This window comes from Arthrobacter sp. 05T420 (assembly GCF_056396305.1).
This window is the reverse complement of record NZ_JBFTLG010000004.1, coordinates 203004-227538: the sequence shown is the minus strand read 5'-3', so window position 1 is coordinate 227538 and position 24535 is coordinate 203004. Positions and strand designations below refer to the sequence as shown.

Annotated in this window: 22 protein-coding genes; 8 read left to right on the top strand and 14 right to left on the bottom strand. The window is 67.2% G+C overall.

All coding sequences use genetic code 11. The features are described from left to right. Positions 1–163: 163 nt before the first annotated feature. The 5 genes from AC1DEM_RS06215 to AC1DEM_RS06195 form a co-directional block, all read right to left on the bottom strand. A complete protein-coding gene (locus AC1DEM_RS06215) occupies positions 164–1567 on the bottom strand; it encodes an ATP-binding protein (protein ID WP_476883637.1) in 1404 nt (467 codons plus the stop codon). Further along, positions 1564–2247 carry a response regulator transcription factor gene (locus tag AC1DEM_RS06210; RefSeq protein WP_476883636.1) on the bottom strand — a complete coding sequence of 228 codons (684 nt, stop codon included), beginning with the start codon at positions 2245–2247 and terminating at the stop codon, positions 1564–1566. Before AC1DEM_RS06210 ends, AC1DEM_RS06215 begins: the two co-directional genes overlap by 4 nt. Positions 2248–2560: 313 nt before the next feature. Beyond that, positions 2561–3958 (bottom strand): MFS transporter, encoded by a 1398-nt coding sequence (locus tag AC1DEM_RS06205; RefSeq protein ID WP_476883635.1) that lies wholly within the window; start codon positions 3956–3958, stop codon positions 2561–2563. Between the two features lie 605 nt (positions 3959–4563). Further along, positions 4564–5505, bottom strand: coding sequence for a DUF5996 family protein (locus AC1DEM_RS06200; protein ID WP_476883634.1), 942 nt, complete (start codon positions 5503–5505; stop codon positions 4564–4566). A gap of 37 nt (positions 5506–5542) precedes the next feature. Next, on the bottom strand, positions 5543–6124 hold the full coding sequence (locus AC1DEM_RS06195; protein WP_476883633.1) for a redoxin domain-containing protein: 582 nt from the start codon (positions 6122–6124) through the stop codon (positions 5543–5545). A gap of 354 nt (positions 6125–6478) precedes the next feature. Here AC1DEM_RS06195 and AC1DEM_RS06190 point away from each other — a divergent pair, with 354 nt between their 5' ends. The 8 genes from AC1DEM_RS06190 (at position 6479) to AC1DEM_RS06155 (ending at position 11338) form a co-directional block, all read left to right on the top strand. After that, a complete protein-coding gene (locus tag AC1DEM_RS06190) occupies positions 6479–6979 on the top strand; it encodes a VOC family protein (protein ID WP_476883632.1) in 501 nt (166 codons plus the stop codon). 27 nt (positions 6980–7006) lie between these two features. Further along, complete coding sequence (locus tag AC1DEM_RS06185; RefSeq protein WP_476883631.1) at positions 7007–7174, top strand: hypothetical protein; 168 nt, start codon at positions 7007–7009, stop codon at positions 7172–7174. After that, a complete protein-coding gene (locus AC1DEM_RS06180) occupies positions 7171–8538 on the top strand; it encodes a dihydrolipoyl dehydrogenase family protein (RefSeq protein WP_476883630.1) in 1368 nt (455 codons plus the stop codon). The genes AC1DEM_RS06185 and AC1DEM_RS06180 overlap by 4 nt, the downstream gene beginning before the upstream one ends. Positions 8539–8579: 41 nt before the next feature. Then, positions 8580–8879 (top strand): muconolactone Delta-isomerase family protein, encoded by a 300-nt coding sequence (locus AC1DEM_RS06175; protein ID WP_476883629.1) that lies wholly within the window; start codon positions 8580–8582, stop codon positions 8877–8879. 398 nt (positions 8880–9277) lie between these two features. Further along, positions 9278–9781: a molybdopterin-dependent oxidoreductase gene (locus AC1DEM_RS06170; protein ID WP_476883628.1), complete on the top strand. Its 504-nt coding sequence runs from the start codon at positions 9278–9280 to the stop codon at positions 9779–9781. 10 nt (positions 9782–9791) lie between these two features. After that, positions 9792–10529, top strand: a complete 738-nt coding sequence (locus AC1DEM_RS06165; RefSeq protein ID WP_476883627.1) for an FAD-binding oxidoreductase — start codon at positions 9792–9794, stop codon at positions 10527–10529. Beyond that, positions 10526–10873, top strand: a complete 348-nt coding sequence (locus tag AC1DEM_RS06160; protein ID WP_476883626.1) for a DUF6510 family protein — start codon at positions 10526–10528, stop codon at positions 10871–10873. Before AC1DEM_RS06165 ends, AC1DEM_RS06160 begins: the two co-directional genes overlap by 4 nt. Before the next feature lie 72 nt (positions 10874–10945). Next, positions 10946–11338 (top strand): hypothetical protein, encoded by a 393-nt coding sequence (locus AC1DEM_RS06155; protein WP_476883625.1) that lies wholly within the window; start codon positions 10946–10948, stop codon positions 11336–11338. A gap of 44 nt (positions 11339–11382) precedes the next feature. Here the strand turns inward: AC1DEM_RS06155 and AC1DEM_RS06150 are convergent, their stop codons facing one another. From AC1DEM_RS06150 to AC1DEM_RS06110, 9 genes are all read right to left on the bottom strand, one after another. Then, a complete protein-coding gene (locus AC1DEM_RS06150; protein ID WP_476883624.1) occupies positions 11383–12681 on the bottom strand; it encodes a DUF3500 domain-containing protein in 1299 nt (432 codons plus the stop codon). After that, entirely contained in the window at positions 12659–14419 is a 1761-nt protein-coding gene (locus AC1DEM_RS06145; RefSeq protein ID WP_476883623.1) for an FAD-dependent monooxygenase, read from the bottom strand. The genes AC1DEM_RS06150 and AC1DEM_RS06145 overlap by 23 nt, the downstream gene beginning before the upstream one ends. Continuing rightward, positions 14419–15300, bottom strand: a complete 882-nt coding sequence (locus AC1DEM_RS06140) for a fumarylacetoacetate hydrolase family protein (RefSeq protein ID WP_476883622.1) — start codon at positions 15298–15300, stop codon at positions 14419–14421. The genes AC1DEM_RS06145 and AC1DEM_RS06140 overlap by 1 nt, the downstream gene beginning before the upstream one ends. A 142-nt stretch (positions 15301–15442) precedes the next feature. Next, positions 15443–16330 carry an alpha/beta hydrolase fold domain-containing protein gene (locus AC1DEM_RS06135; protein WP_476883621.1) on the bottom strand — a complete coding sequence of 296 codons (888 nt, stop codon included), beginning with the start codon at positions 16328–16330 and terminating at the stop codon, positions 15443–15445. A 113-nt stretch (positions 16331–16443) separates the two neighbouring features. After that, a complete protein-coding gene (locus AC1DEM_RS06130; protein WP_476883620.1) occupies positions 16444–17457 on the bottom strand; it encodes an alpha/beta hydrolase in 1014 nt (337 codons plus the stop codon). Then, positions 17454–20165 carry a family 78 glycoside hydrolase catalytic domain gene (locus tag AC1DEM_RS06125; RefSeq protein ID WP_476883619.1) on the bottom strand — a complete coding sequence of 904 codons (2712 nt, stop codon included), beginning with the start codon at positions 20163–20165 and terminating at the stop codon, positions 17454–17456. The genes AC1DEM_RS06130 and AC1DEM_RS06125 overlap by 4 nt, the downstream gene beginning before the upstream one ends. Positions 20166–20347: 182 nt before the next feature. Beyond that, on the bottom strand, positions 20348–20707 hold the full coding sequence (locus tag AC1DEM_RS06120) for a VOC family protein (protein WP_476883618.1): 360 nt from the start codon (positions 20705–20707) through the stop codon (positions 20348–20350). A gap of 9 nt (positions 20708–20716) precedes the next feature. Continuing rightward, positions 20717–21730, bottom strand: coding sequence for an alpha/beta hydrolase fold domain-containing protein (locus AC1DEM_RS06115; RefSeq protein ID WP_476883617.1), 1014 nt, complete (start codon positions 21728–21730; stop codon positions 20717–20719). After that, positions 21727–24471: an alpha-L-rhamnosidase gene (locus tag AC1DEM_RS06110; RefSeq protein ID WP_476883616.1), complete on the bottom strand. Its 2745-nt coding sequence runs from the start codon at positions 24469–24471 to the stop codon at positions 21727–21729. Before AC1DEM_RS06110 ends, AC1DEM_RS06115 begins: the two co-directional genes overlap by 4 nt. Between the last annotated feature and the right edge of the window lie 64 nt (positions 24472–24535).

Here is a 24535-nt window from a genome sequence, read left to right as displayed (position 1 = left end):
CGGCCGAGTCAACCATGCACCGACGGACCTCCGAAGTGTCGAGCCTCGGGACCGGGCCGTCGTCAGTGTGTCTTCCCCGGAAGGGCGAGGTGTTCCGCTGCGACGGCGTCGACGGTGCGTAGTTCTCCGAGGACGTTGGACGGCTCAAACCAGGCGTGCGGCCTCAGGCTGATCTGAACTTCACGCAGGCGTCCAGACCGGTGGCTCCCGTGGCAGCCCCGGAGGTTCTGGGCGTCAGTGAGGCCTCGGCGCCGCTGGCCCGGGCCAGCTGGTGCACGATGGACAGGCCGAGGCCGCTGCCCTCCCCGCTCTGCGTGCCGCGCCAGAAGCGGCTAAAGGCCCGGTGGCAATCTTCCCAGGATAGTCCCGGCCCCTCATCCAGGATGTGCAGTTCGATGATGCCTGGTTGTTCACCTTGCGAGACTACGAGCTGGATCTGGGAGCCCGGTGGAGCGACGGCAAGCGCGTTGTCGATCAAATTGTCGATGATCTGCTCGGCAGCCCCAGGCAGGGCCACGATGTCCGCTGCAGGCAGGCCATCCACGCTAAGGCGCACGCCTGTCTCCTCCGCGAGGGCCTCCCATTGTTCCTTGCGGGCCCTCACTTCGTTGACGAGATCCGTTGTGCCCAGCACAGTAGCCTTGCCCTCGGCCTTGCTGAGCAACAGCAGCCCGTCAATGATGCGCTGCAAACGGTACGTCTCCTCAAGGGAAGCGGTCACCATTCTCCGGCCCGCTTCCGGGTCGGTGGGGATCGTGTCGACAGCGTTCTCGAGCCTCAGCCGCAGGCCCGTCAGTGGCGTGCGGAGTTGATGGGAGGCATCGGAGGCAAATCCCCGTTGTTGCTCGAGAAGATCTTTCAACCGGTCTGCCATGCGGTTAAAAGAACCCGCAAGGGCTTTGAGTTCGGGTGCGCCCCCTTCATCGGTACGGGTGTCCAGCTTGCCGTCGGCCAGCAGCTCAGTGGCGGTCCGTAACCTCTGGAGCCTTCTGGTTACCGCGCCAGCCATGAAGTACGCCAGGATGCCGGCGAGCAATACCGTGGTAACGGCGACGGTCCAGATGGTCCGCAGCTGGCCGTTTACCTGCTCGGTCACCACCGATGCAGGGTAGGTCAGCCGGACGACGCCGGAGATCTTCTCACCGCTGAGGACAGGGACTGCGACGTAGAGCAGATCAAGGCCCAACGTCTGTGAGTACCGCTGGCCGGCATTGATCTGCCCGGTCAGTGCGGCGGCGATTTCCGGGCGTGAACTGTACGTTGATCCGGTGGCTGCCTGATCGTCATCCGAAGTCGCCAAGGCCGTCCCGCCGACGTCGACTATCACCACACGAGCGCCGCCGGCCTCCCCGTACCGACGCACGTCGGCGGCCACTTCCGCGGGCAGGGGGCCACCAGCTCTCAGCGCGTCGCCGGCCCGGCCAGCCAGCAGAAAGGCGTCGCGTTCGAGGGAGGTGGTGAGGCGCTCACGTTCAACGCGGACCAGATAGTTCCCCAGCGGAATGTCCTGCACCAGGACCACGAGCAACGTGATGAACATGAACGCACCGATCAGCCTCCATCTCATCCAGGCACTCCCAGCCTGAACCCGACGCCACGGACCGCCTCGATCCAGCGGGGATCACCGAGCTTCTTGCGGATCCCGGCTATGTGGGCATCCACGGTTTTCGTGGTGCCATACCAGTCACCGTCCCACACTGCGCGGAGGATCTCGCGACGCTCGAACACGGCACCCGGGTCCGCTGCAAGGAAGTACAGGAGCTCGAACTCTTTTGCCGTCAGATAGACCTCCACTCCGTCGAGGGCCACGCGACGCGACCGTTGGTCAATGCTCAGGCCGCCGATGTTCCTGCTGATGTCCGCCTCGTGACGGCCGTCCGGGAGCCGCTCTTCGGAGCGGCGTGCCACTGCCCGGATCCGCGCGATGAGTTCCCGCATCCCGAAGGGCTTGACCAAATAGTCGTCGGCGCCCAGTTCCAACGCCAGCACCCGGTCTATCTCTTCATCCCGTGCACTGACAACGATGATCGGGGTGGCGGTCAGCACGCGAATGGCTCGGCACACATCTGTTCCGTCCATATCCGGCAGCCCCAGATCCAGGAGGATAAAATCGGGACACAGCTCACGAACGATATCCAGTGCCCGGCCGCCCGTCCCCACATGGCTGGCCCCGAAGCCGGCCCGGCTCAGCCCTTCAAGGACTCCGGCGGCCACTGACTCGTCGTCCTCCACAACCAGGATTTGCATACCTGATTATGTTCCTGTCCCACCCGAAACGCGTCGCAATCCGTACAATTTAGCCGATCGCATGCGCAAACTTGGACAGTTCTTGGATTTTCTGAGGGTCTGTCTGTCCGTTGAATTCCTAGGGTGGAGTCGAGGCTGAACCGCCGCCAGTCTACTGTCGACGGGCTCCGCCCCCTCACTCCGGGTGCGCCCTTGAACTGAACCCGGGAGCATACCGCTCTTGGTCATGAGAGGGATCTTCTCAGCGCGGTTTTGGGGCCACAATTGCCCTTGGGAGAGGGGCCCGAACCCCCCGGTGGCCCACAATCCAAGGCTATTTGCGTGGGCGGCGAGTCGGGAGCCTCGCCCCTATCCCTGATGGGGCTTTGTGTGTCCCGGCCGCCGGCCGCTTGATTGGGTTCTGGATACCGACGGCGGAAACAAGACCGCCGAGGATCAGCAGCACCGCCGTCACGGCTACCACGCGGTGAAATCCTTCGAGCTCGAGTTGGCCGCCCACCACCAGGCCCACCAGTGCGATGCCGATCAGGCCAGCAACCCTGCTGACGGCGTTATTCACAGCCGAGCCGATGCCGGCCTGCTGTTCCGAAACGGATCCGAGAATGGCGGCCGTGAGCGGTGCGACGGTCGCTGAGAGCCCGAGCGCGAACAGGATGATCCCTGGCATTAGTTGGGTCCAATAGTTTACCGGAATTTCCGACGCAAGCATCAGGAGGTAGCCGACTCCGGCCACAGCAGGTCCGCATGCCATGAACCACCGCGGGCCGAACCTCCCGGCCAGTGAGCCAAACCATGACGCCAGGAGGATGTTGACGATGCTGACGGGGAGCATGGCAAGAGCGGCCAACGTCGCCGGATAGCCGGCGACCTGCTGCAGGAAAAGCACGATGATGAAACCCCCGATGGACAAGGCGGCGTAGACGAAGGCCGTGGCCACATTGCCGACGGCAAAGTTTCGGACGGAGAAGAGGCTGAGCGGCAGGAGCGGCTGCTTCGCGGTCTTTTCCCGCCAAATGAATCCGGCGAGACACAGGATGCCGAGGACGAAAGGCATCATGATGAGCGGGCTCCCCCAGCCGTAATTGGCCTGTTCGATCAACGCGTAGACCGGCCCGGCCAACCCGAGCACACAGAGCACGGCGCCCGGGTAGTCGATGCTCACCCCCTCCTTGCCAACATCCTTGACCCGCAGCACGCCTAACAGATACAAGGTCACAGCAATGGGCAGGACGTTGATTCCGAAGACCCAGCGCCAACCCACCGAATCGACCAGCACTCCGCCGAGCAGGGGGCCGGCGATGAAAGCCACGGTGGTACCAGCTGTCCACTGGCCGATCGCCTTCGCCCGCGGTGCCTCGTCGAAGTTTGATGTGATCAGCGCCAGGGAACTGGGCACCAGCAACGCGCCCGCGACGCCTTGAAGCGCTCTGGCCACGACCAGCACCTCGGCCGTGGGTGCCAGCGCACACATCACCGACGTCGCGCCGAACCCGATCAGCCCGGCCCGGAGAACCACAACGCGTCCGAGCAAATCGGAGAGCGAACCGGCGACCAGGATCAGGGAACCCAGGGTGATCAGGTAGGCATCGACAACCCACTGCTGCGTCGTCAGTCCGCCGCCCAGGTCACGGGAAATGGCCGGGAGTGCCACGTTGATGACGCTGCTGTCGAGAAACGACACGAAAGAGGCGAGAATCGCGATCCAAAGCACAAGCCTCTGCGTACGCGCCGACGGTAGTGAATTCACCCTCCCAGTTAACACCCGCACCGGCGGTTGCCGGACGCAATCCCGGACACTCTCACGCAACGAAGTACCCAGACGGCTGCGACTGGCGGCCGCCACCCAGTCCGCGCGTGGCTGGGTGATGGTTCGATGAACATGGGACGTCCTTCAGCCTCCGGATGAAGCGGGGGAAGTATTATGGGGCGAGGTTCCAGACTCGCGTAGCCGAAGCGACGCATCAACAATGGAGAGCTGCGATGTCGTTTGAGGATGCGATGAGCAGGCCGCAAGCGAAGACGGCCGGAGCGGATGCCCCCGGAAGCGCCCCAACCACGACCACCGCGAGACTCCTCACCCCTGGGTGACCCCCACACCCTTCGACCCACTCCCCAGGAAGTCCGCCACCCATCCCGCCGCGGGGAGCGGTTTTCCGTGGCTCGTCGTCAGTGCAGGTGCCGCAGCCAGTCTCTGGGTTTTCGCCGGGTTCGAAGCTGCGGATGACCGGGTGGCCGGCGGTTCGGGCACAGCGAAGGAATACGCCCCCCGCGCGGATGGCCCTTGAAGTGCCGCGCCCCGGCTGCTGGGGTGCCGGGTCACCGCCGCCAACGGTTCCGGTTCACCTCGAGGCCCGCACGGTCCCAGTGTCCTGTCTCCGCGGCCGCCTCGTAGGTGGAATGAAGGAACCCCAGCAGCTTGCTGTCGGGGTCCGGCGCAGAGCGGACGCTTTCATATGGAAGCAGGTAGAGCCTGTCGCTTTGGCGATATACGACTCCGTCGGCTTCGCTCAAGTACTGGGCGTAGCCTGGCGGTTCGGGATAGGTATAGGCATAGAAGGCACCCTCCTCCCCCACGCCGGGCCAGAACCCGCAACTGCTCAGCTCGTGGGAGTAGCCCTCCACCATCACCCAGTCGGCACAGTTCGGGACCCCGCCGGGGTGGGTGGGCGCCGGCCGGCCGGAGAAGCGCGCGTAGGCCAGGTCCATGGACCCCCAGAAAAGGTGGACGGGACTGGCCTTGCCCCGGAAGCTGGAGCGAAATTCGTTCAGAACCCGGTCGGCCTGGATTAATTGCTGCCAGAACGTGCGGATGGCACCCGGGTCGTAGGAAGCGTGCTGATAGTCCTCGGCGAAGGGTATGGCCGGTTCCACCTCGTTCGGGACCGCACGGATGGGTGCCTGAATGCCGAGCTTGGCGAGGGTGTCAAACACTTCTGCATGGAACGCGGCCACGGACTTTGGTTCGAGGACGATGCTCCGGGCAGTCCCGTCGCTGGCGCGAACATGCAACTGGTGGTCGCAGAAATCGAATTCGACGTCGAATGCCCCTCCCCCGCAGGGGATTTTCGACGTCGACAATCCGCGCGGTGTGACGTACAGCGTCACGTGCCACCAGTGGTTCAGCATTGGCGTGAGCGCCATGCGGATCTTGCCGACAATCTGCATCCACATGTGCACGGTGTCCCGGGTTTGAATCCAGTCTCCGACCCGGAGTTCGGGCCACCCGTTGCCGGCGCCGGGAACTTCAGCCGCGTTCATCGCAGGTCCCTCCGTGCCGAATACCGACTCGACGAGTTCAGTCCGGCCGCACCCGTTTGTTCCATCCGTGGAACGGTGCCCAGTTGCCCGCGTCCCAGGCGTCGCGGAGGCCCGGGGTGCTGAGGTCCCAGTCCGGCCGGATCTCGCTCATCACGGCGCGCAGATCGTGGCGCAGGTCCTCGACGGAGGGGCGCCCCCAGAACCAGTAGCCGTTGTAGATGCTGTGGATGATCAGGCCGGGCTTCAGAACCAGGGTGTGCGGGATCATCGGATCGTGGTCCGGGTCGGTGTACTCCTGGATGTCCAGATCCTTCTGCACGATGCGGCCAGGATCAGAGAGGAACGGCCATTGCGCCCCCACAGACGCGCGGAATTCCTGGAGCACGTGGTGGTCATCGGTCGCGATGGTTGCCATCTGCGTGTAGGCGACAGCGACCTTCGGATAGAACGCTGCAAGCTCGAGATGTTGCTGATGCTCCTTCGGACAGTAGTGTCCGCGTGAAAGCGTCAGCACCAACGGGTCCTCGCCCTGCAACTCACTGAGCCTACGGGGAACGTTTTCGTGGTCGGGCAACTCGTAATCGGGGAAGATGCCGCCAGGTGCAATGTCGGAGCGCACGATTGGGCCGCCTTTCAGATAACGGTAAGCAGCGATAGCCCGCCCACGACGTCGTTGCCGGCGCCATGGTTCCGCCGCTCCTGCGGGCGAGCCTACGCCGAGGCCGGGAAGCCAGCAAGGGTGCTTGGAGTGGACGGTAATTTACCCTTGACTTTCGCTCTGGAGCGGACAAATGTGGGGTTCCGAGGGCAGCGTCCCCGGTCCGGAGATCGGCCGGGGGGCGACCAGGAAAAGCTTGCTGCGAACCCGCAGCGCGGCCCGCAGCGTCAGCATTTTGACCGGCGTTCGGCAGCGTTCCCGGGTCCACTAGTCTGGTGTCGCCCTGTTCAGCGCGCCCGGCTCAGGGAGGCCGAAATGAATAGTGTCGATACAAACAGCCAAAGCGCTATCGGCAGCCCGCCGGTGAAGCCCGGGGAGTTCAGGCTCGAGGTCATCGTCGTGCCGGTCTCCGACGTCGACCGGGCCAAGCAATTCTACGAGTCCCTGGGCTGGCGGCTCGACGCCGAAGCCGCCATCGAGGACGGCTACCGGCTGATGCAACTGACGCCCCCGGGTTCGGGCTGCTCGATCATCTTCGGCGAGGGCGTCACCTCCGCGCAGCCGGGCTCGGCCCAGGGCCTGCACCTGGCGGTCTATGACATCGACGCTGCCCGCGCCGACCTCATCTCCCGCGGGGTTGACGTCAGCGCGACATTCCACGACAGCACGGGCGTCTTCCATCACGCCGGGACCGAGGCACGCCTGGACGGCCCGGCGCCTGACCACCGGGACTACGGCTCGTTCGCGTCCTTCACCGACCCCGACGGCAACGGCTGGGTCCTCCAGGAAATCAAGACCCGGCTCCCGGGCCGCTGACGCATCCCACGCTGAAAGGAGAACCCGATGGCCACCGCTTACGAGTCCGTGGGCGAACTCGCGGACGCCCTCAGGCGCGCCGCAACAGCCCACGGCAAGCACGAGGAACTCACCGGCCAGGAAGACCCGGACTGGCCAGACTGGTACGCGCTCTACATGGTCCGCGAACACGCCGGGGAGGAGTTGCCGACATGAGCGACTACGACGTGATCGTGATCGGCGCCGGCTCACCGGGCGAACACTGCGCCGGCGCCCTCGCCGAGGGCGGCCTGCGCGTGGCCGTCGTGGAACGCGAACTCGTCGGCGGCGAGTGCTCGTACTGGGCCTGCATCCCATCCAAGACCCTGCTGCGGCCCAGTGAGGCGGTCCACGCCGCACGTGCGGCCGCCGCCACCGCCGACGTCGACGTCGAGGCGGCACTGGCCTGGCGGGACTTCATGGTCTCGGATTACTCCGACGCCGGACAGGAACGCTGGCTGGCCGATCACGGCATCGACCTGCTGCGCGGCACCGGCCGGCTCGCCGGTCCCGGCGCCGTCGAGGTCAACGGCGCCCGGCACACAGCCGAGCACGTGGTCCTCGCCAACGGCGCCGATCCGGTCATCCCCCCGGTCCCGGGCCTGCGCGGGCTCGAGGGCATCTGGACCAGCCGCGAGGCGACCTCCATGAAGACCGTCCCCCGACGCCTGCTCATCCTCGGCGGCGGCCCGGTCGGCGTCGAGATAGCCCAGGCCGTGCGCCGATTCGGCGGCGAGGTGGCAGTCATCGACAGGTCCGCGCACGTCCTGGCCCGGGAACCGGCACCGCTGGGCCTGGCACTCGGGGAGGTCCTCACCGCCGAGGGCATCGAACTCGTGCTCCCGGCGACCTCGACCGCGGCGCGGCGCGAGAACGGGGACTACATCGTCGAGATCGACGGCGGACGCGAACTCAGAGGTGACCGGCTGCTCATCGCCACCGGCAGGCGCCCACGCATCCAGGGGATCGGCCTGGAAACCGTCGGCATCGATCCCGACCCCCGCGGAGTACCCGTGGACGCGCACCTGCGCGTCGCGGACGGGCTCTGGGCCATCGGCGATATCACCGGCCTATGGCCGCTGACCCACGTCGGCAAATACCAGGGCGACGTCGTCGCCGCGAACATCCTCGGGGAGCCACGTGAGGCAAACTACGAAGCCGTCCCGCGCGTCACCTACACCGACCCGCAGGCCGCCGCGGTCGGCGCCGCCGACGGCCGCTTCAGCGCCACAGCGCCCGTCTCTGATGTGTCAAAGACTGCCACCTACACCCGCGCCTACGCCGAAAGCAACGGCTTCCTCACCCTCCTCAGCGACGGCGACCGGCTCACCGGCGCCTACGCGCTCGGCCCCGAAGCCGGTGAGTGGCTCCAACAGGCAACCCTGGCCATCCGGGCCCGCATCCCCATCGATGTCCTCAGCGACACCATCCAGCCGTTCCCGACATTCTCGGAAATCTACGTCACCGCGCTCAAGACACTACGTACTGAGATCGCAGCCACCCGCAGACCGGTCGGCGCCGGACCATCCACGGCGGAATGAGGGCTCACGAAGGCCATCAGAATTGAAGAAGGAAGGCCGACATGGAGTTTCTGACGCACCTTGTCACCACTGTGCCCGAAGGAACACCGGACGCAACCGTGGACGAAACCAGGTCACGGGAAGCGATCAGGGCGGCAGAACTAGCGGCCGAAGGTTATCTTCTCCGGCTGTGGAAGCCCCCGGCGGCACCGGGTGAGTGGCGAAGTCTTGGCCTTTGGAGTGCGGAAAATGAAAACGAGCTCATGCGCGTCCTCGCAAGCCTGCCTTTGCACGTATGGATGGCGGTCGAAATCATCCCCCTTCAGCCGCACCCTAACGACCCCGCAAGCAAGAAGGCCTGACGCCGTCATATCGTAACTACGTTGCTGAACATCTCGCCAGCAGTGGGGAAATAGCCACGCAAAGACTCCCCACATCCGAGTCCTGAGAATCCGTGACCTGCCAAGCAGTGAGTTACCCGAACCACGCAACGACGTCCCGCTCCAGGCCGTCTCGACGTCGTGTTCTCCACTCTGATTGACGATGACAGGAATCACGGAGGCCGCTGACCGGACCGGGAGGTTTTATGTCTGGTCTCTGCCCCGCGGTTGCCATATCGTTGGGGCACCGATTACATTCGACCGGCGGAGCCCCGCATCGGAGGTACAAGATGGGAATCATTTCGTCTGGTTTTCATGGAAAACGCCGCACCGACAACCCAGCGTTACCACCCGGCCAATACGAAACAGCAAGCTTTCCCGTGCTGACGGCGGGCCCTGCACCCAATGTCGCCACCGCTGACTGGGAGTTCTTCATCACGACCGAGACGGGGCAGCGCCGGGCCTGGTCCTGGGATGAGTTTCTGGCGCTGCCGCAGGCTGATATCCGGACCGATATTCACTGCGTGACCAGCTGGTCCAAGCTGGGCACCTCGTGGCGCGGGGTGTCTCTGGACACGTTGCTGGAGGACGTGGAAACAACGTCCGAGTTCACTACGGCCCACTCCTACGGCGGCTATACGACCAATGTCCCGTTGCAGGACCTGCAGGACGGCCAGGCATGGGTGGCCTGGGAATTCGACGGTGAGCCACTGGAACGGGCCCACGGCGGCCCCGCCCGCCTGCTGGTACCCCACTTGTACTTTTGGAAGAGTGCGAAGTGGATCAACGGCATCGAGTTGATGCCGCATGATGTTCCCGGCTTCTGGGAATCCAACGGGTACCACATCTACGGCGACCCGTGGCGGGAGGAGCGCTACTCATGAGGCAGGACACATGAGCACCTTGTGGCGCGTCGCCGACGTCGTCAGCGGCGTCCCCGAAACGGAATCGTCCAGAACCATCGGGCTGCGCGTGGACGGTCTGAACGGCAACCTTGCCGGCCAGCACATCGATGTCCGGCTCACAGCCGACGACGGCTACACGGCAGTGCGGTCCTACTCCGTGGCCACAGCCGGGATGGAGGAAATCCTGGAGATCACGGTCGACGAGTTGGCCAACGGGGAGGTCTCCCCCTATCTGGTCAGAGACCTGATGGTCGGAGACCAGTTGGAGATCCGGGGCCCCGTCGGCGGCTGGTTCGTCTGGCGACCGACGGACCCGAACCCGATTCAGCTGATCGCCGGAGGATCCGGCATCGTCCCGCTCATGTCCATGATCCGCGCCCACGAAGCATCCGAGAATTCCTCACAGTTCCGGTTGCTGTACTCGCTCAAGTCGCCCGAGACAGGGTTCTATCGGGAGGAGCTGCTCACCTTGGGCCAGGAATCTCCCAAGCTGACCGTCGACTACGTCTATACACGCAAAGTTCCTGAGGGCTGGCCTAGCCCTCCGACGCGACTCACCGCTGGAACACTGTTGGCAAACATCCTGCCGGCGGACGTTGCCCCCGACATTTTCATCTGCGGTCAGACGATGTTTGTCGAGACGGTCACGGAGTGGCTGGTGCGATCGGGCTATTCGTCCGCCTCGATTAAAACCGAACGCTTCGGCGGAACGGGAGGAATACGGTGACTGGCAATAACGGCTCCGCGACCCCTGGTGCTGAGGACCCGCGCCCCGAGGACCAGGACATCGCCGGAACCGCAGGAAATCCAATACCTTATCTTGACGGGAACGCGGCGGCAGGACCGCTGTGGGAATTGTTCCGCATTGACGTCATTGCGGCGATCGGTCGGTGCAAGAACTGTGGCGCCGTGAGGGTCTTCGGGGAAGCAGCGGTCTATACCGACGCCCCGGGAATAGTTGTGCGGTGCAGTTCCTGTGGTGGCGTCCTGCTGCGTCTCGTAGAGACTCCGACCAAATTCTGGCTCGATGTCAGTGGCCTCAGCTACCTTCAGATCGACCGGGAGAGCTAAGGCGCGGTTCTGGTTTCCGCCCCGCCGCGCTCGGGACCCCGGACGCGGACTGTGTGGAGGTAATCTGCGACGATGCTGAACATCCTCAACCCCTGCCGCCTGTTCATCATGGGTGCCAGCGGATCTGGGACGACGACGCTCGGCCGGGCGATCGCCAACGAATGGGCAGTACCCCACGCCGACGCCGACGACTACTTCTGGCAGCCCACGAAGAGTTTTTGTCGTGGGCGCGGAGATATGACGACCCCGATTTTGCGGGCCGGAATCGCCGACGGCACGAACAGTGGCTGGCATCGCTGTCCTGCCCCGTGCTGCGGCTCGACAGCTCCCGGCCGGTGGACGACCTTGTACTTGCAGTTACATCACGAAGCATCACCGATCAGTCGCCAACAATTTGAAGGCTACGACCTCCCCGACGGCGTCCTCGGGCAAGCCTGGATAGTGACTTTGCAGCCCCCGCCGTAGGTCCTCGATTCGCGTTCCCGGGCCCAACCGCGCGTCGTCGTCGGTCATTCGGTCAAGCTTCCGGCCTGGCCAGCGCCCTGGAACCGGCCGGCCTCCTGATGCTGGATCGCCTCCTGATGCTGGCGAACCAGGGCGCGGCCGTAGTCGTTGCCGTTGGGCGTGCGCATCACCGTGTGCATGTGAAACGGCGCGGGGGTGTCGTTGCTGAGGAAGACCCCGGTGTGGTGGTCCAGTTCCATGACCAGCACGGGGCTTTGCAGGCGGAAGTAGAAGGCGTCCTGGCCCTTCCATCCGCCGATCCAGCAGAACCAGGCCTCATCCCAGTGGCACGCGATCTCCCGATGCCGGGCGGACCGCGGCCCGTCGGGGAGGACCGCGATGAAATCTGCCACGAGCTCGTCCAGGATGGCGCGTGCCGCGGCGGGCATCGCGCTGACCGGGATGCCCTCGTAGGGAATCACGCGGTTGTCCTGGAAGCAGCCGGCCAGGTGCCGTTCGTCCCCGGGGTGCAGCCGGCCCTCGGGCATCGCCGGGTCCTGCATATCCGCGAAGAGTGTCGCCTTCTCCCGCAGCGGCCCGGGCAGCGATTCCATGAGGCGCCGGGCCAGGGCGATCCGCTCCTTGAAAACCGCCACGCCTTGGTGCGGTCCGGCGTCGATGACGTCCGGTTCAGCACCCATGAATACCGGGGAGACCACCAGCTGTGTTCCGGCCACCAGGACGTTGAGCGCCACGTGGTGCCCGAAGAGCTGCCAGCCCCACGGGGCCCTCTCCGACGGTTCACCGTAGAGGGCGAAGTTGTAGCTGTACTCGTTCATGAGTTCGGGCAGCTCCACGAGGTCGCCGAGGAATCCGTTGATCCGCATGAGGTTCCGGACCAGCCCGTACCCGGCCGGGCTCAGGCTCGCTGCCAGGACGGCCAAAATCCGTTGCCGGATGTCGGGCGCCAGCTCGTCCAAGCGCAGGCCCGTGTCATGCTGCATGAACTCCGGGTTGGCCCAGCTCTGCCATTCGTGGGCGTCCACGCTGTAGCGAAGCCGCCGTGCCTGGGCCGGGGTAAGACCGGCCAACAGGTCCCGGGCGGCGGCTGTCATCTCTGCCGCGGGCGCCTCCTCCCCCGCCGGCGCCGGCTCGAGGGCATACAGCCCGGGCCGGAGGACGCCGTCGCTGGTCACCCCCGTGAAGGGCTCGGGATACTGGGCGGCCCAGGCTTCGATCATGGGACCCGCGAAGGAGTCGGTCTTCGCCGCCTCGGCATAGCCCCTGGCATCGAGGCCGCGGATCTGCGCCACCCTCGGGTGGTCGGGCGGGTAGAGATAGTCACGGAATGACGGCTCGGACACGCGAACTCCTGTCTGGATCTTCGGATGGTGTGGCCAGAGGCCAGCCGGCGGCTACGCCAATGGCAGCGGCGGCCTCCGCCGGGTCGGTCCCCCGCCACGCGACGTGCTGGTCCGGCCGGACCAGCACCGCGGCGGCCTGCCAGTGCGTGGCCATCGCGGTCCCGCCGTCGGAAGGCCCGACGGCGGTGACAGTCACCGGAATGCCGTGCCGGGCCGCGGCAGCCAACACCGGCTCATAGACCTCCTGTGCGGGCACGCCGGCAAGGCTCCCGGCGTCGACGAGCAGCGTGAAGCCGGGGCCAAGGATGTCGTAGAGCGACGTCGAGCGGTCCAGCCAGGCGTGGGGCAGCAGCGCGCCGGGGCTGGCCGAGGGCACGTACCGGATGGGGTCCTCGGCCGGGACGGGCGAGCCGTCCGGGACAGTGAGGGGTGAGGAAGAGTACTCGTAGCCCAAAACCAGTCCCAGCGAATCGAATTCGCTCTGCTTGACCCCGAGCGCCTCCTTTGCCTGGACCCGCGCGGCCTCGCCCGCAACTCCGCCGCTGCGCAGGGCCGGGTCCGCGAAGTGATACGCGAGAGCCTGGCCGTTGGCGGCGGCGTCCCGGATGGTCCGTTCGGCCACCGGGCGCCGTTCCAGTTCATAGCTACCGAGGAGTGCCGGGCCGCCCCAGCCCTCCTGGGCGGCGGCGATCTTCCAGGCCAGGTTGGCGGCGTCGCCGATGCAGGTGTTGAAGCCGTGGCCGCCCCAGGGCGGGTTCAGGTGCGCGGCGTCGCCCACAAGGAATGCGCCGTCGCGGCCATAGCCGGGGGCCAGCAGCATCCGGGCCGTCCAGGGGTCGGTGGCGAGAATCTCAAGGTCCACCTCGGCCCCCACCAGTGAGCGCACCAGGGCGGTGGCGTCGAAGGACTTACGCCCGTCCACGCCTTGGATGATGGCCCACCAGGTGCCCTCGAGGTCCATCCTGCCCACCATGCCGGCCACGCCCGGACCCAGGACCCAATACTGCACAGCTGGATCCAGGGTGATGGCGTCGCCCAGGTCCCGGGAACGGAACAAAACGCTGATGTTCGACAGTTCCGCTGAGCCGCCCTCCAACCTGATGCCAAGGCTGCGCCGGACGGCGGAGGATCCGCCGTCGGCTCCGGCCAGATAGCGGCACGCGACGGCGCGGCGGCGTCCGCTGGTGTCGGAGACATCTACCCGGGCTCGCGGGCTGTGCGGACCCGGGATGTCCCGGCTGGAACTTCGGCGGCCGTAGTCAACGTCGCCAACAATCAGCCCGGTCAGCAGGGTGGCCAGCGGAGACCCTGCCACGGCGTCGCGCAGGACGTTTTCCATCACGGGCTGCGGAACCTGCTGCCCGCACTCGGGCTGTTGTTCGTAGCGGCCGGGAACCAGTTGGAAGGCTTGGCGGAACCGGGTGATCTCCCGCCCGGCGTCTCCTGTCAGCCCCGAGCAGAAGATGACGTCCTGGGCGTAGGAGACAGGCAGGGGCGCCGCGTTCCGCAGGGTGTCCGCCAGGCCCAGCCGGCGCAGGTGCGTCATGGTGCGCGCGTTGGTGGTCTTCGCCCGCGGCCTGTCCGGATCAATGGACGCCCGGGGTTCGATGACGATGCTGGGGATGCCGTGCCGGGCAAGGTCCAAAGACAGGAACAGCCCGCTGGGCCCCCCGCCGGCAATCAGGACCGGGATTTCCTCCGGCAGGTCCTCCAGGGAGGCGTTCTCGATGGTGGTCATCAGGCCCTCGCCCTGAGGTCCGGTGTGCCGATGGGCGTGGTGAGGGTCCCCAATCGGTCAATTTCCACCTCAACGGTGTCCCCGGGCTGCAGCAGCCACTGCGGGGTCCGGGCATAGCCCACTCCCTCAGGGGTGCCGGTGGCGATGACGTCGCCTGGGTGCAGGGTGAAAGTCTGGCTGATCAGCGCGATGATCGCCGGGACGGAGAAAACCATGTCCCTGGTGTTGCCGTTCTGGACTTCGGTGCCGTTCACCCGGGTCCGGACCTGCAGGCCGTCGCGCAAGTCCCCCACTTCATCACGGCTGACCAGCGGGCCAAGAGGTCCGCTGAAGTCGCCGTTCTTGCCCAAGGTCCACTGGGAAGTGAGTTTCTGGGCCCGGCGGGCGGTGAGGTCGTTGAAGGTGGAGTAGCCGAAGACCGAATCTGCGGCCGTGGCCTCGTCGGCGGCTTCCACACGCTGGCCGATGTAGGCGGCCACTTCACCTTCCCAGTCCAGGCCGTCTTCGCCCACGGGTACGGGGACCGGCACGTTTCCCACCGAAAGGGACGCCGTCCAGCGCCCGAACAGTGTGGGGTGGGGAGGCAGTTCCTGGTCCTTGAAGCTGCCTTCCGCGGCGTGTGCCTTGTAGTTCAGGCCAACGCAAATCACCCGGGCCGAGGCCGGCACCAGCGGGACCTCGGTGACGTCGGCCCGATCCAGCGAGCCGGCCGAGTCACCGGAGAGATCCGCCAGCGCCTCGGCTGACAGGGAGAGTGCTTTCTCCTGCCAACCGGCGGCATCGGCCCAGAAGTCAGGAACCGGGGCCAGCGGAACCACCCGTGAGCCGAGGAGGACAGCCGCCCATACGCCGCCGTCGTGATTGAAGCCTATGTACTGCATGTGGTGGGCCTTTCTGGTGCCGCCCGGAGCGGGCGGGGGTTGGTAGGTGGGCACGGCAATGAGAGGCCCTATGGTCGAAGACCTGTATTTGGGAACCTGCGCAGGCGGGCGGGTTAGTGGAGTGCTGTGGTGGAGTGGCCGGTCAAGTGGCCTGGGTGTCCGGGGGCCCGGATTGCCGGAGGAAGAAGGAGACGGTTGCCGCCATCGCTTTTTCGGCCGCAGCCTGGCTGTGGTCGGGGAGGATCCACATGTGGTCCGCGCCCTCGATCAGGAGAAGTTCGACGGCGGCGCCGGCGCCTTCCAGTGCGGCAGCCAGCGAACGCGACTGGGCGGGCGGAACAAAGCGGTCGGCGGTTCCGTGGGCCAGGAAGAACGGCGGCGCCGAGCGGCTGGCATAGCTGATGGGGCTGGCCGCCGCCGCTTTCGCCGGCTCATCGGCCAGGACGGCACCAACGAGGAGTTCCTCGCGGGATCCGGGATCGTCGGCCCGGGCGACGGCGGCGGGCAGGCTCTGTTCCGCCATCCGGACCAGGTCCGTGGGCGGATACCAGGCCGCCACCGCCGCGACGGCGGCGTCAGCATCGACGGCATCGGCATCGGCATCGGCATCGGCGGCGAGTCCTACCAGGCTGGCGAGGTGGCCGCCCGCGGAGTCGCCCCACGCGTAGATCCGGTCCGGGTCCACGTTGTAGTCGGCGGCATGGTTCCGCAACCAGCGGACGGCGGCCTTCGCGTCGTGCAGCTGGGCCGGGAAGTGCGCCTCCTGGCTCAGCCGGTAGTCGGAAGATGCCACCACGAATCCGGCGTCAGTGAGCGTTTCAAAGGGACTGAAGCCGAATCGGTCCAGGACCGGGCCCAGGGAAGACCGCTCCCCCATGCGCCAGCCGCCACCGTGGAAATGGACCACCGCGGGCCGGGGAGCCGCCCCGGCCTCAGGACCGGGAAGGTAGAGGTCCACCAGCAGCGGGCGGGAACGGTCGTTGCCCGCGCGGGCGAATTCGATGCCGCTCAGCACCCGACCTTCCGTCATCGTCGACTCCATCCGTTGTCCTGCGCCCGTTCACTGTTGCGCCGGTTCCGTGATGCCCGGCGTCTCCCCTAAGACTGTCGGATCACCGGGCCGGCGCAAACCACGGATTTCAATCATTGAAAGGGCTTTGCCGAGGCCAGTTCCGCCGCAAGGAATGCCAGTCCCTGCCGCACGATCCCCAGCGCCGCCGAGTGGTTGAGGTACCCGTGCGTCGCCCCCGCTTCCAGCCGGAAGGCCACCTGAACGCCGGCCGCGCTGAGCGATTCCCTGAAGAGCTCAGCCGACGGACGCAGGTCATCGTATTCGCAGGCGATGACCGCCACCGGAGGGAGCCCCGAGGGATCGGCATGGCCGGGCAGGGCATACGAGGACGCCATCCCGGCTGGGCCACCGATGTAGTTCTCCACCATCGCCCGGCAGTCGTCCTCGGTGAAGCGCAGGATCCGCGGCAGGCTGGAAAGCACCGTGCCGTCGGGCACCGCGGCCGGATCCGGAGGGGGAAGCACAGCGTGCAGGAACGGGTACGCCAGCAGCAGCTTCGCGGGCAGTGCCAGGCCGGCGTCCTTGAGATACATCCCGGCGCCGACGGCGAGGTTCCCGCCGGCACTGGCCCCGCCAAGGCAGAGCACTCCGGGCGCCACGCCAAGGCCCTCGGCGTGGGCCTCCGCCCAGATCCACGCCGCGAGCGCGTCTTCGTGCGGGACCGGGAAGTGAACGCCGTCGCGGGCCAGCCGGTAGTCGACGGCGAACACCAGGCCGCCGGTCCGGTCAGCCAGCTCCCGGGCGACTTGGTCGGCCTCCCGCATCTCCAACGTGCCTCCGGCGAAACCGCCGCCATGCAGCCACACCAGGCCGGGCAGCCCCGCACCGGACGCATCCGCCGCCGCGGAGCACCGGTCACCGTCAAAGGGAAGGAGGCCGGGGCCGTAGATCCGGATGGGCACGGGTCCGTTGGGCCCCGGCGCATCCACCGAGCGGATGGGTACGGCAGGGGCCGTGTAGGGCAGATCCGCACCGCTGAACGCCTCCAGCCGCTGCATCCCGGCCGGATCGGCGAGGAGATCGGCGAAGGAGCCGGCGTCAGCCACATGGTGCATAAGATCGGCCAGCTCCACGTCCAGGCTCATGGCTGAAACACCGGCTCGCGTGCGCCCCCGGCTGCGGCTGCAGGAACCGTGTCTGCAGGAACCGCGCAGCTGAACGAATGCGTCCCGGAACCGACCTCGACGCCGGTGGTCCCGCCGTCTGGCAGGTACACCGCGGCAGTACAGCCGGCCGGGACCGACACGGACAGCAAGAACACGTCGCCGTCCAGCTCCCACCGGACCGCCGCCTCACCGTAAGGGGTCTCGTGCCGGGCAGCTGCCCACGCCAGTCCCCCGCCGGGCCTCGGCCGGACGGCGAGTTTCCGGTACCCGGGTTCAGCCGGTGCCAGACCGGCCACGCTGCGGTGCATCCAGTCGGCCACCGCCCCCAGGGCGTAATGGTTGAAGGACGTCATTTCACCCTCATTGATGCTGCCGTCCGGGAGCATGGAGTCCCAGCGCTCCCAGATGGTGGTGGCGCCCATCGTCACGGGGTACAGCCAGGACGGGCACTCGGTCTGGAGGAGCAGGCGGTAGGCCGCCGCCGCGTGGCCTTCATCGCTGAGCGCGTCACAGACCAGCGGGGTTCCCACGAACCCGGTGGCGATGCGGTAGCCGTCGGCTTCGACGGTGTCGGCCAACTGGGCGCCCGCGGCGGCGTGTTCGGCCGGTTCGAGGAGTCCAAAACGCAGGGCCACCGCGTAGGCCGTCTGCGTGGATGGCCGGAGCCGGCCGTCGTCGTCAACATACAGCTCCCGGAATACCGTCCGGGACCGGGCGGACAGCTCGCGCAGCCGTTCCGCTCCCGTGTCCTTTCCCAGCAGAGCGGCCGCCTGGCCGGCCACGGAGGCCGAGTACGCCAGGTAGGCCTGCGCCACGAGCTGCCACGGGGTGCGCGCATCGCCGGGCGAGTCCGGCGGTGAGGCCGGGTCCAGCCAGTCGCCGAACTGGAAGCCCTGCTCAAAGCGCAGTCCCGGCCCGGCGGCCTGGGCCGCGGCTTCCAGCCAGGCCATCATTCCCGGCAGCTGCCGGCGGAGGAACTCGAGGTCTCCCGTGCGCTGGTACAGCACCCAGGGAACAAGTACGGCGGCGTCACCCCAGGCGGCCATCACCGGGCGGTCCGGGAACGGCGGCTTTTCGGCCACCACTTCCGGGACCACCAGCGGCGGCGGCCCGTCGGTCCCCTGCTCCGCGGCGAGGTCCTTGAGCCAGGATGTGGTGAATCCGGGAATCCGGTACAGGAAGGACGCGGTGGCGGCGAAGATCTGGAAGTCGCCCGTCCAGCCGAGCCGCTCATTGCGCTGCGGGCAGTCCGTAGGCACGTCGACAAAGTTCCCGCGCATCCCCCACACCACGTTTGCGTGGAGCTGGTTCAGCATCGGATCGGAGCACCCGAAGGTGCCCGTTCGCACCAGGTCGGAATGGATCACGACGGCGGTGAAAGCTTCGGGGTCCAGCTCGCCGGGCCAGCCGCTCACCTCCACATAGCGGAACCCGTGGATGGTGAACTCGGGCTCCCAGGTTTCGGCGCCCGAATCGCCGCGCAGGATGTAGCGATCGGTCTGCTTGGCGACGCGCAGCGGCCTGACGCCGAGTTCGCCGTGCTCCAGAACCTCGGCGTGCCGCAGCACCACCTCAGTGCCCGTCGCACCCCTTACAGTGAAACGCACCCGGCCCACCAGGTTCTGGCCGAAGTCCAGAATGGTCTTGCCCGAGGGCGTTCCCAGCACGGTTTTGACCGGCAGCTCGTCGGTGGCACGGACGGGCGGGCCGTCGGGTGCGACCAGGACTGCGGGATCGAAGCTGTCAACCACGACGGCGGGGTGGAGCGTGTCGGTGCCCACACCGGTCTCCGCTCCGGTCTCAGCCCAGCCGCGGTTCTGGAGCCGCGCATCGAAAGTTTCGCCGTCGTACAGGTCTGCGGACAGCACCGGCCCCCGCCCGGCCAGCCACGACGCATCCGAGCCAATCACGCTGACTGCCCCGCCGGCGTCGGTCATTTCCAGCTGGGCGATCACGGCGGTGCGGTTGCCGTACGTGTTCCGCTTCTCCTGGAAGCCCAGATTGCCGCGCCACCAGCCGTCCGCGAACTCAAGGCCGATCACGTTAGTGCCTGGCAGGAGATACTCAGCGACGTCGTAGCTCTGGTAGCGCAGCCGGTGGTGGTAGCTGGTCCAGCCCGGGGTCAGGATGTCCCGGCCCACGCGGCGGCCGTTGACGTGCGCCACGTAGACGCCGTGGGCGCTGGCGTAGAGCCGGGCGGACGCCACGGGCCCGCCCACTTCGAACGTCCGGCTCAGGCGCGCTGCCGGCTCGTTGGCGTCGCTGGACTCCTCCCAGGCCGGGCGGATCATGGCTGCCTGCCAGTCGGACGCGTTTAGCAATCCCGCCTCGGCGTAGGCAACGGGGCTCCATTCGGAGGGCGCGTCGCCGTCGTCGCCCCAGACGCGGACGCGGACGGCGACGCGCTGGCGGCTCTGCAGCGGCGGCGCGGGCCAGGGCTGCAGGAGCTGCTCCGTGGTCTCGGTGCGGCCGTAGCTTGTCAGGCTGGCCTGATCGGGGCCGAGCTGGAGTTCGTAGGCGGTCTGAACCCAGCCGGTCCGGTCGGTGGCGACCTGCCAGGAAAGCCTCGGCCGGTCCTCGCCGATGCCGAAGGGCTCCTCATGGTGTTCAAAGCGGGGCGCGGAGGGAACGGCGGCTCCCGCGCGGGCGTGGTCCTGGAACGGGGAACGCAGGGTGTTGGGAGTCAACGTCGGCTCGATTCGTCACGAAGGGGAAGACTTGGGCTCCCCCCAGCGTCCCGGGAACGGCACTGGGCCCGCTAGCGATGTTTCATTGACTGGAAACCGGGTAGGAGAGCCGGCGGGTTCGGCCGCCCTCCTGCTCCCGAGGCTGACCGGGCACGACGAAGTGCCTGGTCAGTGAAGAAGCCTTAGTCCACGCAGAGGCAGAAGGGGTGGCCTGCCGGGTCGAGGAAGACCCGGAAGGTGGTGCCGGGCTGGAAGTCCGCTTTGGTAGCCCCCAGCTCGACGGCGACCTTCTCGCCCTCGTCCAGGTCCTGCACCATCAAGTCCAGATGCATCTGCTGTGGCACCTCCTGGCCCGGCCACTCCGGCGCCCGGTAGCCGTCCACCTGCTGGAACGAAATGCAGTTACTGCCGTCCTCAGGACGGATCTCGGCCCAGTCGCCGTCGTCCTTCACGTTCCAGCCGAGCAGGGCACCGTAGAAGCCCGCGAGGGCGCCAGCGTCGGGGCAATCAATGACGAGACCTGGGAACCGTGCGATAGCCATGCGGGAATGCTACCGCCGAAAATTGGGCCTGTCTCTAAAGCCTCGGGCGAAATAGTCCACCGCTGAGCCGAGGATCCGCTCCAGCTGGTCCTCCGCGCCGAAAAAGCAATGATCGCCGCCCCGGATGGGGATGAGTTCGTGGCGGACGTTCGCTTCAGCGAGCGCGGCGGCCAGCAGTTCGCTCTGGGAGAGCGGAACCAGGCCGTCGCTGTCGCCGTGGACCAGCAAGAACGGCGGTGCGTCGGCGGTCACGCAGTCCAGCGGGCTCGCGGCGGCCAGTAGGGCAGGATCGGCGGTGCCGCCCACCAGCATGGGGCCGGGCTCGAGGGTCATGCCGTCTGGCACCGCCGCGCTCAACGGTCCGGCCATCATTCCCGGGGGGATGTTCATGGCGGGCATGTCCGGCAGCGAGGACACCCCGTAGAAGTCGACGACGGCGCTTACTGCGCTGGAATGCCCCTGGACTCCGAGGCCACCTTCGAGGTCCTCCCTGGCGCCGGTAAGTCCCAGTAGGGCGGCCAGGTGCCCGCCGGCCGATTCGCCCCACGCGCCGATCCGTCCGGCGTCGATCCCCAGCATGTCTGCGTGTTCGCGGAGGTACCGGACGGCGGCCTTGAGATCGTGCAGCTGGGCCGGGAACGGCGCTTCGAGGGCATGGCGGTAGTCCATCTTGGCGCAGGCGATGCCGGCCTCGTTCAGCAGCCGGAAAACTGAGTCCGGGGCGAAGGTGGGCGGCAGCTCGCGGCGGTCCCCCAGCTGGAAGGCGCCGCCGTGGATCCACACAACCAGCGGCACCGGCGTCCCGGCATTGTTGCGGGGCAGCCAGATGTCCATGGCGAGCCGGCGGAATCCGATGGCGATTGCATAGCCGACTTCACGGTGGACGGCAGAGTTTTCCGACACGACGTCGGCCGTGCCCGGGGGCAGGAACGCCGGGAAGGCCGGGGCCGGCAGCCCGGCCGTTGCCGCCTGCCCTGTTTCGACGGGGGCGGTCTCTGTGGCTGTGGCGGCGTCCGGGGTCATGATGCACTCCTTGCAAGTCGGGGCTGGTGGTCATCGCCGCCGGCTGGGGCGGTGAAGGTATGGGTTCCGGGCCCGACGACGGCGTTCGGCCGGCCGGTGAGGCGGACTTCCGCTGTGGTGCCGGGCGGGACGGTCACAATGAGGGTGATCTCGCCGTCGTCGATTGCCCAGCCGACGCCGATGGGGCCCTGCGGGCCGCGGTGCGTCGTGGCCGCGGAGGTGATCCCGGCGCCCGGACGGGGCTCGATGATGATCCGTTCGTACGCCGCGCTCCCGGGTGCCTGGCGCAGGCCGGCGGTGTAGCGGTGCAGGAACGAGATAACGGCGCCCTTGCTGTAGTGATTCAGCGACTGGCGCGCTGTTCCGTCCGCACCTAGTCCGTCCCAGGCTTCCCACATGGTGGTGGCACCGCGGTCCACCATCACCAGCCAGGAGGGCTCGGAGTCCTGCATGAGCAGTTCATAGGCGAGGTCCGGCTGTCCGTTCTCGGCCAGCACCGGCAACAGGTACGGGGTGGCCAGGAAACCGGTGCCCAGGTGCGTGCCCGCGTCGCGGACGAGCGTGACCAGCTGCTTGACCACCGCCTGCCGGCCGCTGTCCGGAACCAGGTCAAAGGCCAGCGCGCGCACGCAATTGGCCTGCGTGCCGCCGTCCCCTCTTCCTTTTCCCGCTGTTCCGTCGGCCCCTGTCCCGTTCCCCACTGTCCCGTTCCCCACTGTCCCGTTTCCCACTGTTCCGTCGGCCCGCAGGTATTCCCGCTGCCAGGCGCGGCGGACGTTTTCGGAGAGTTCCCCAAGTTCCCGGGCTTTGTCCCCCTTGCCCAGAACGGCGGCAATCCTGGCCATGATGGCGGAGGAGTTCCGGTAGTAGGCGGTGGCCACGATGCCGTTGTCGGCGGACCGGGAGGCGAAGAGGTCCGGCGCCGGGCCATCCGGTTCCATCCATTCCCCGAAATGGAAGCCCGTGTCCCACAGATACTGCTCGTGCGGCTCCGGCGTGGCGTGCGCCGCCGCCCTGGCCCGGTGCCGGTAGCCCTCAGCGGTGCTGCGGACGAAGCCAAGCCAGCGTTCCATTGCCTCCCAGTTCTGTTCCAGGATGCCGATGTCACCGGTGGCGAGATGGATCTCCCAGGGCACCATGACCACCGCATCCCCCCACCCCGAGGACCCATTGGTGAAGGCCGTGAATTCGGCACTGGTTACCTCCGGTCCCGGCGAGGGAGAGATGTTAGCCACCACGCCGGTGTCCCACTGGTCCGCGCGGACGTCCCTGAGCCACTTCGCCGTAAATCCTGCCACGTCGAAGAGGTAGGCGGCCGTGGGCACAAACAGCTGCCAGTCGCCGGTCCAGCCGGCCTTTTCCCGCTGCGGGCAGTCGGTGGGAACTTCACAGGCGTTGCCGCGGAAGCTCCACTCCACGATGTCGTGCAGCTTGTTGAGTCGATCGTCGCTGCAGTTGAAGGTGCCCAGGCGTTCCAGCTCGGTCTGGACCATGCAGCCCACGATGTCCGCCGGTTCCAGGTCTGCGTCCAGGCCCTGCACCGAAATGTACTGGAAGCCATGGGTGGTGTGGCGCGGCTCGAACACCTCGCCCGGGGCTCCCGAGGCCACCACGGAATCCACCTGTCCGGCGCCGAGGAACTGCCCCGGATTGCGGAAATCATGGGGGCGGAGGTGGTCCTGGGTGACGTCGCCGTGAGCGCCGAGGGCTTCGCCGTAGACCAGCGTGACAGTCTTGCCCGGGGCGCCAAGCCGGCTCAGGCGGATCCAGCCGTTGATGTTCTGGCCCAGGTCCACGATCTGGTTGCCGTTGCTGAGGCGGGTGATGGAAACCGGGCTGAGCTCTTCCACGATGCGCGTGGGCGGTGCCACCGGGCCGGTGAGGGCGGCGAAGCTGCCGTCGCGGAGGACCGCGTGCCCGGACCTCTGTTGGTTGCGGCGGAAATCCACCCGCTGGCCGGCCATAAGATCGGCGCTAACGATCTCCGTCGCGGAAACGCGCCACGAGCCGTCGGAGCCGATGACCGTCCGTTGTCCGCCGGATTCCAGTTCCAGCTGAGCCAGGAAGGCCGTCTGCGTTCCGTACATGTCGGCGTCGCGCGTGTACCCGAACGTGCCGCGGTACCAGCCGTCGGTGAGGACGGCCCGGACGGTGTTGGCGCCGGGCCGGAGCAGGCCGGCGATATCAAAGGCCTGCACCTGGAGCGTGCTGTGGTAACTCGTCGAGCCCGGTGTGAGCTGCTGGTCCCCCACCCGCACGCCGTTGATGAACAACTCATAGATGCCGTGGGCTGTGGCATAGGCGCGGGCAAAACCCGGTGCGGCGTCCAACGTAAAGGTCTTGGACAGCCCATAGCCGGGGCGCTCCCCTGGTTCCGGAACCGCCGGTTCGTCGGGGCCGATCCACCGCGCGGTCCAATCTGTGGGATGCAGCAGGCCCAGTTCCACGGCCATCGGCTCGGACCAGGCTGAGAGAAGTTCGGTACCGTCAGAGGCCACGTTCCAGGTCCGGACCGTCCAGTCGAAGCGGTCCCGTGAACCAAGGTTCGGCCCCACGTAGGGCACGAAGCCGTGGGTGCCGCCGTCCACGCGCCCGGTGTCCCAGCCGTTGCTCGTGGTCAGCTGGTAGGCGGTCTGCCGGAACGTGCCGCGGGGCGGGGTCCAGCTCAATTTGGGCAGCGTGTTGGTGATTCCGAAGGCTTCGCTGAGGTGATCGGTCCGAAGGTGCGTGGGCTGGTTCATGCGGGGAAAGCTCCCTGAAGTTGGGCTCAACTGGCTGAGGCGGTACTGACGCCCCGCTGCGCGG

What these genes read in the sequence shown, in the direction of transcription:
- AC1DEM_RS06215 (WP_476883637.1), bottom strand. Translation starts at nt 1,567, where the DNA reads ATGAGATGGAGGCTGATCGGTGCGTTCATGTTCATCACGTTGCTCGTG.
- AC1DEM_RS06210 (WP_476883636.1), bottom strand. Translation starts at nt 2,247, where the DNA reads ATGCAAATCCTGGTTGTGGAGGACGACGAGTCAGTGGCCGCCGGAGTC.
- AC1DEM_RS06200 (WP_476883634.1), bottom strand. Translation starts at nt 5,505, where the DNA reads ATGAACGCGGCTGAAGTTCCCGGCGCCGGCAACGGGTGGCCCGAACTC.
- AC1DEM_RS06190 (WP_476883632.1), top strand. Translation starts at nt 6,479, where the DNA reads ATGAATAGTGTCGATACAAACAGCCAAAGCGCTATCGGCAGCCCGCCG.
- AC1DEM_RS06185 (WP_476883631.1), top strand. Translation starts at nt 7,007, where the DNA reads ATGGCCACCGCTTACGAGTCCGTGGGCGAACTCGCGGACGCCCTCAGG.
- AC1DEM_RS06180 (WP_476883630.1), top strand. Translation starts at nt 7,171, where the DNA reads ATGAGCGACTACGACGTGATCGTGATCGGCGCCGGCTCACCGGGCGAA.
- AC1DEM_RS06175 (WP_476883629.1), top strand. Translation starts at nt 8,580, where the DNA reads ATGGAGTTTCTGACGCACCTTGTCACCACTGTGCCCGAAGGAACACCG.
- AC1DEM_RS06165 (WP_476883627.1), top strand. Translation starts at nt 9,792, where the DNA reads ATGAGCACCTTGTGGCGCGTCGCCGACGTCGTCAGCGGCGTCCCCGAA.
- AC1DEM_RS06155 (WP_476883625.1), top strand. Translation starts at nt 10,946, where the DNA reads ATGCTGAACATCCTCAACCCCTGCCGCCTGTTCATCATGGGTGCCAGC.
- AC1DEM_RS06145 (WP_476883623.1), bottom strand. Translation starts at nt 14,419, where the DNA reads ATGACCACCATCGAGAACGCCTCCCTGGAGGACCTGCCGGAGGAAATC.
- AC1DEM_RS06140 (WP_476883622.1), bottom strand. Translation starts at nt 15,300, where the DNA reads ATGCAGTACATAGGCTTCAATCACGACGGCGGCGTATGGGCGGCTGTC.
- AC1DEM_RS06135 (WP_476883621.1), bottom strand. Translation starts at nt 16,330, where the DNA reads ATGACGGAAGGTCGGGTGCTGAGCGGCATCGAATTCGCCCGCGCGGGC.
- AC1DEM_RS06130 (WP_476883620.1), bottom strand. Translation starts at nt 17,457, where the DNA reads ATGAGCCTGGACGTGGAGCTGGCCGATCTTATGCACCATGTGGCTGAC.
- AC1DEM_RS06120 (WP_476883618.1), bottom strand. Translation starts at nt 20,707, where the DNA reads ATGGCTATCGCACGGTTCCCAGGTCTCGTCATTGATTGCCCCGACGCT.
- AC1DEM_RS06115 (WP_476883617.1), bottom strand. Translation starts at nt 21,730, where the DNA reads ATGACCCCGGACGCCGCCACAGCCACAGAGACCGCCCCCGTCGAAACA.
- AC1DEM_RS06110 (WP_476883616.1), bottom strand. Translation starts at nt 24,471, where the DNA reads ATGAACCAGCCCACGCACCTTCGGACCGATCACCTCAGCGAAGCCTTC.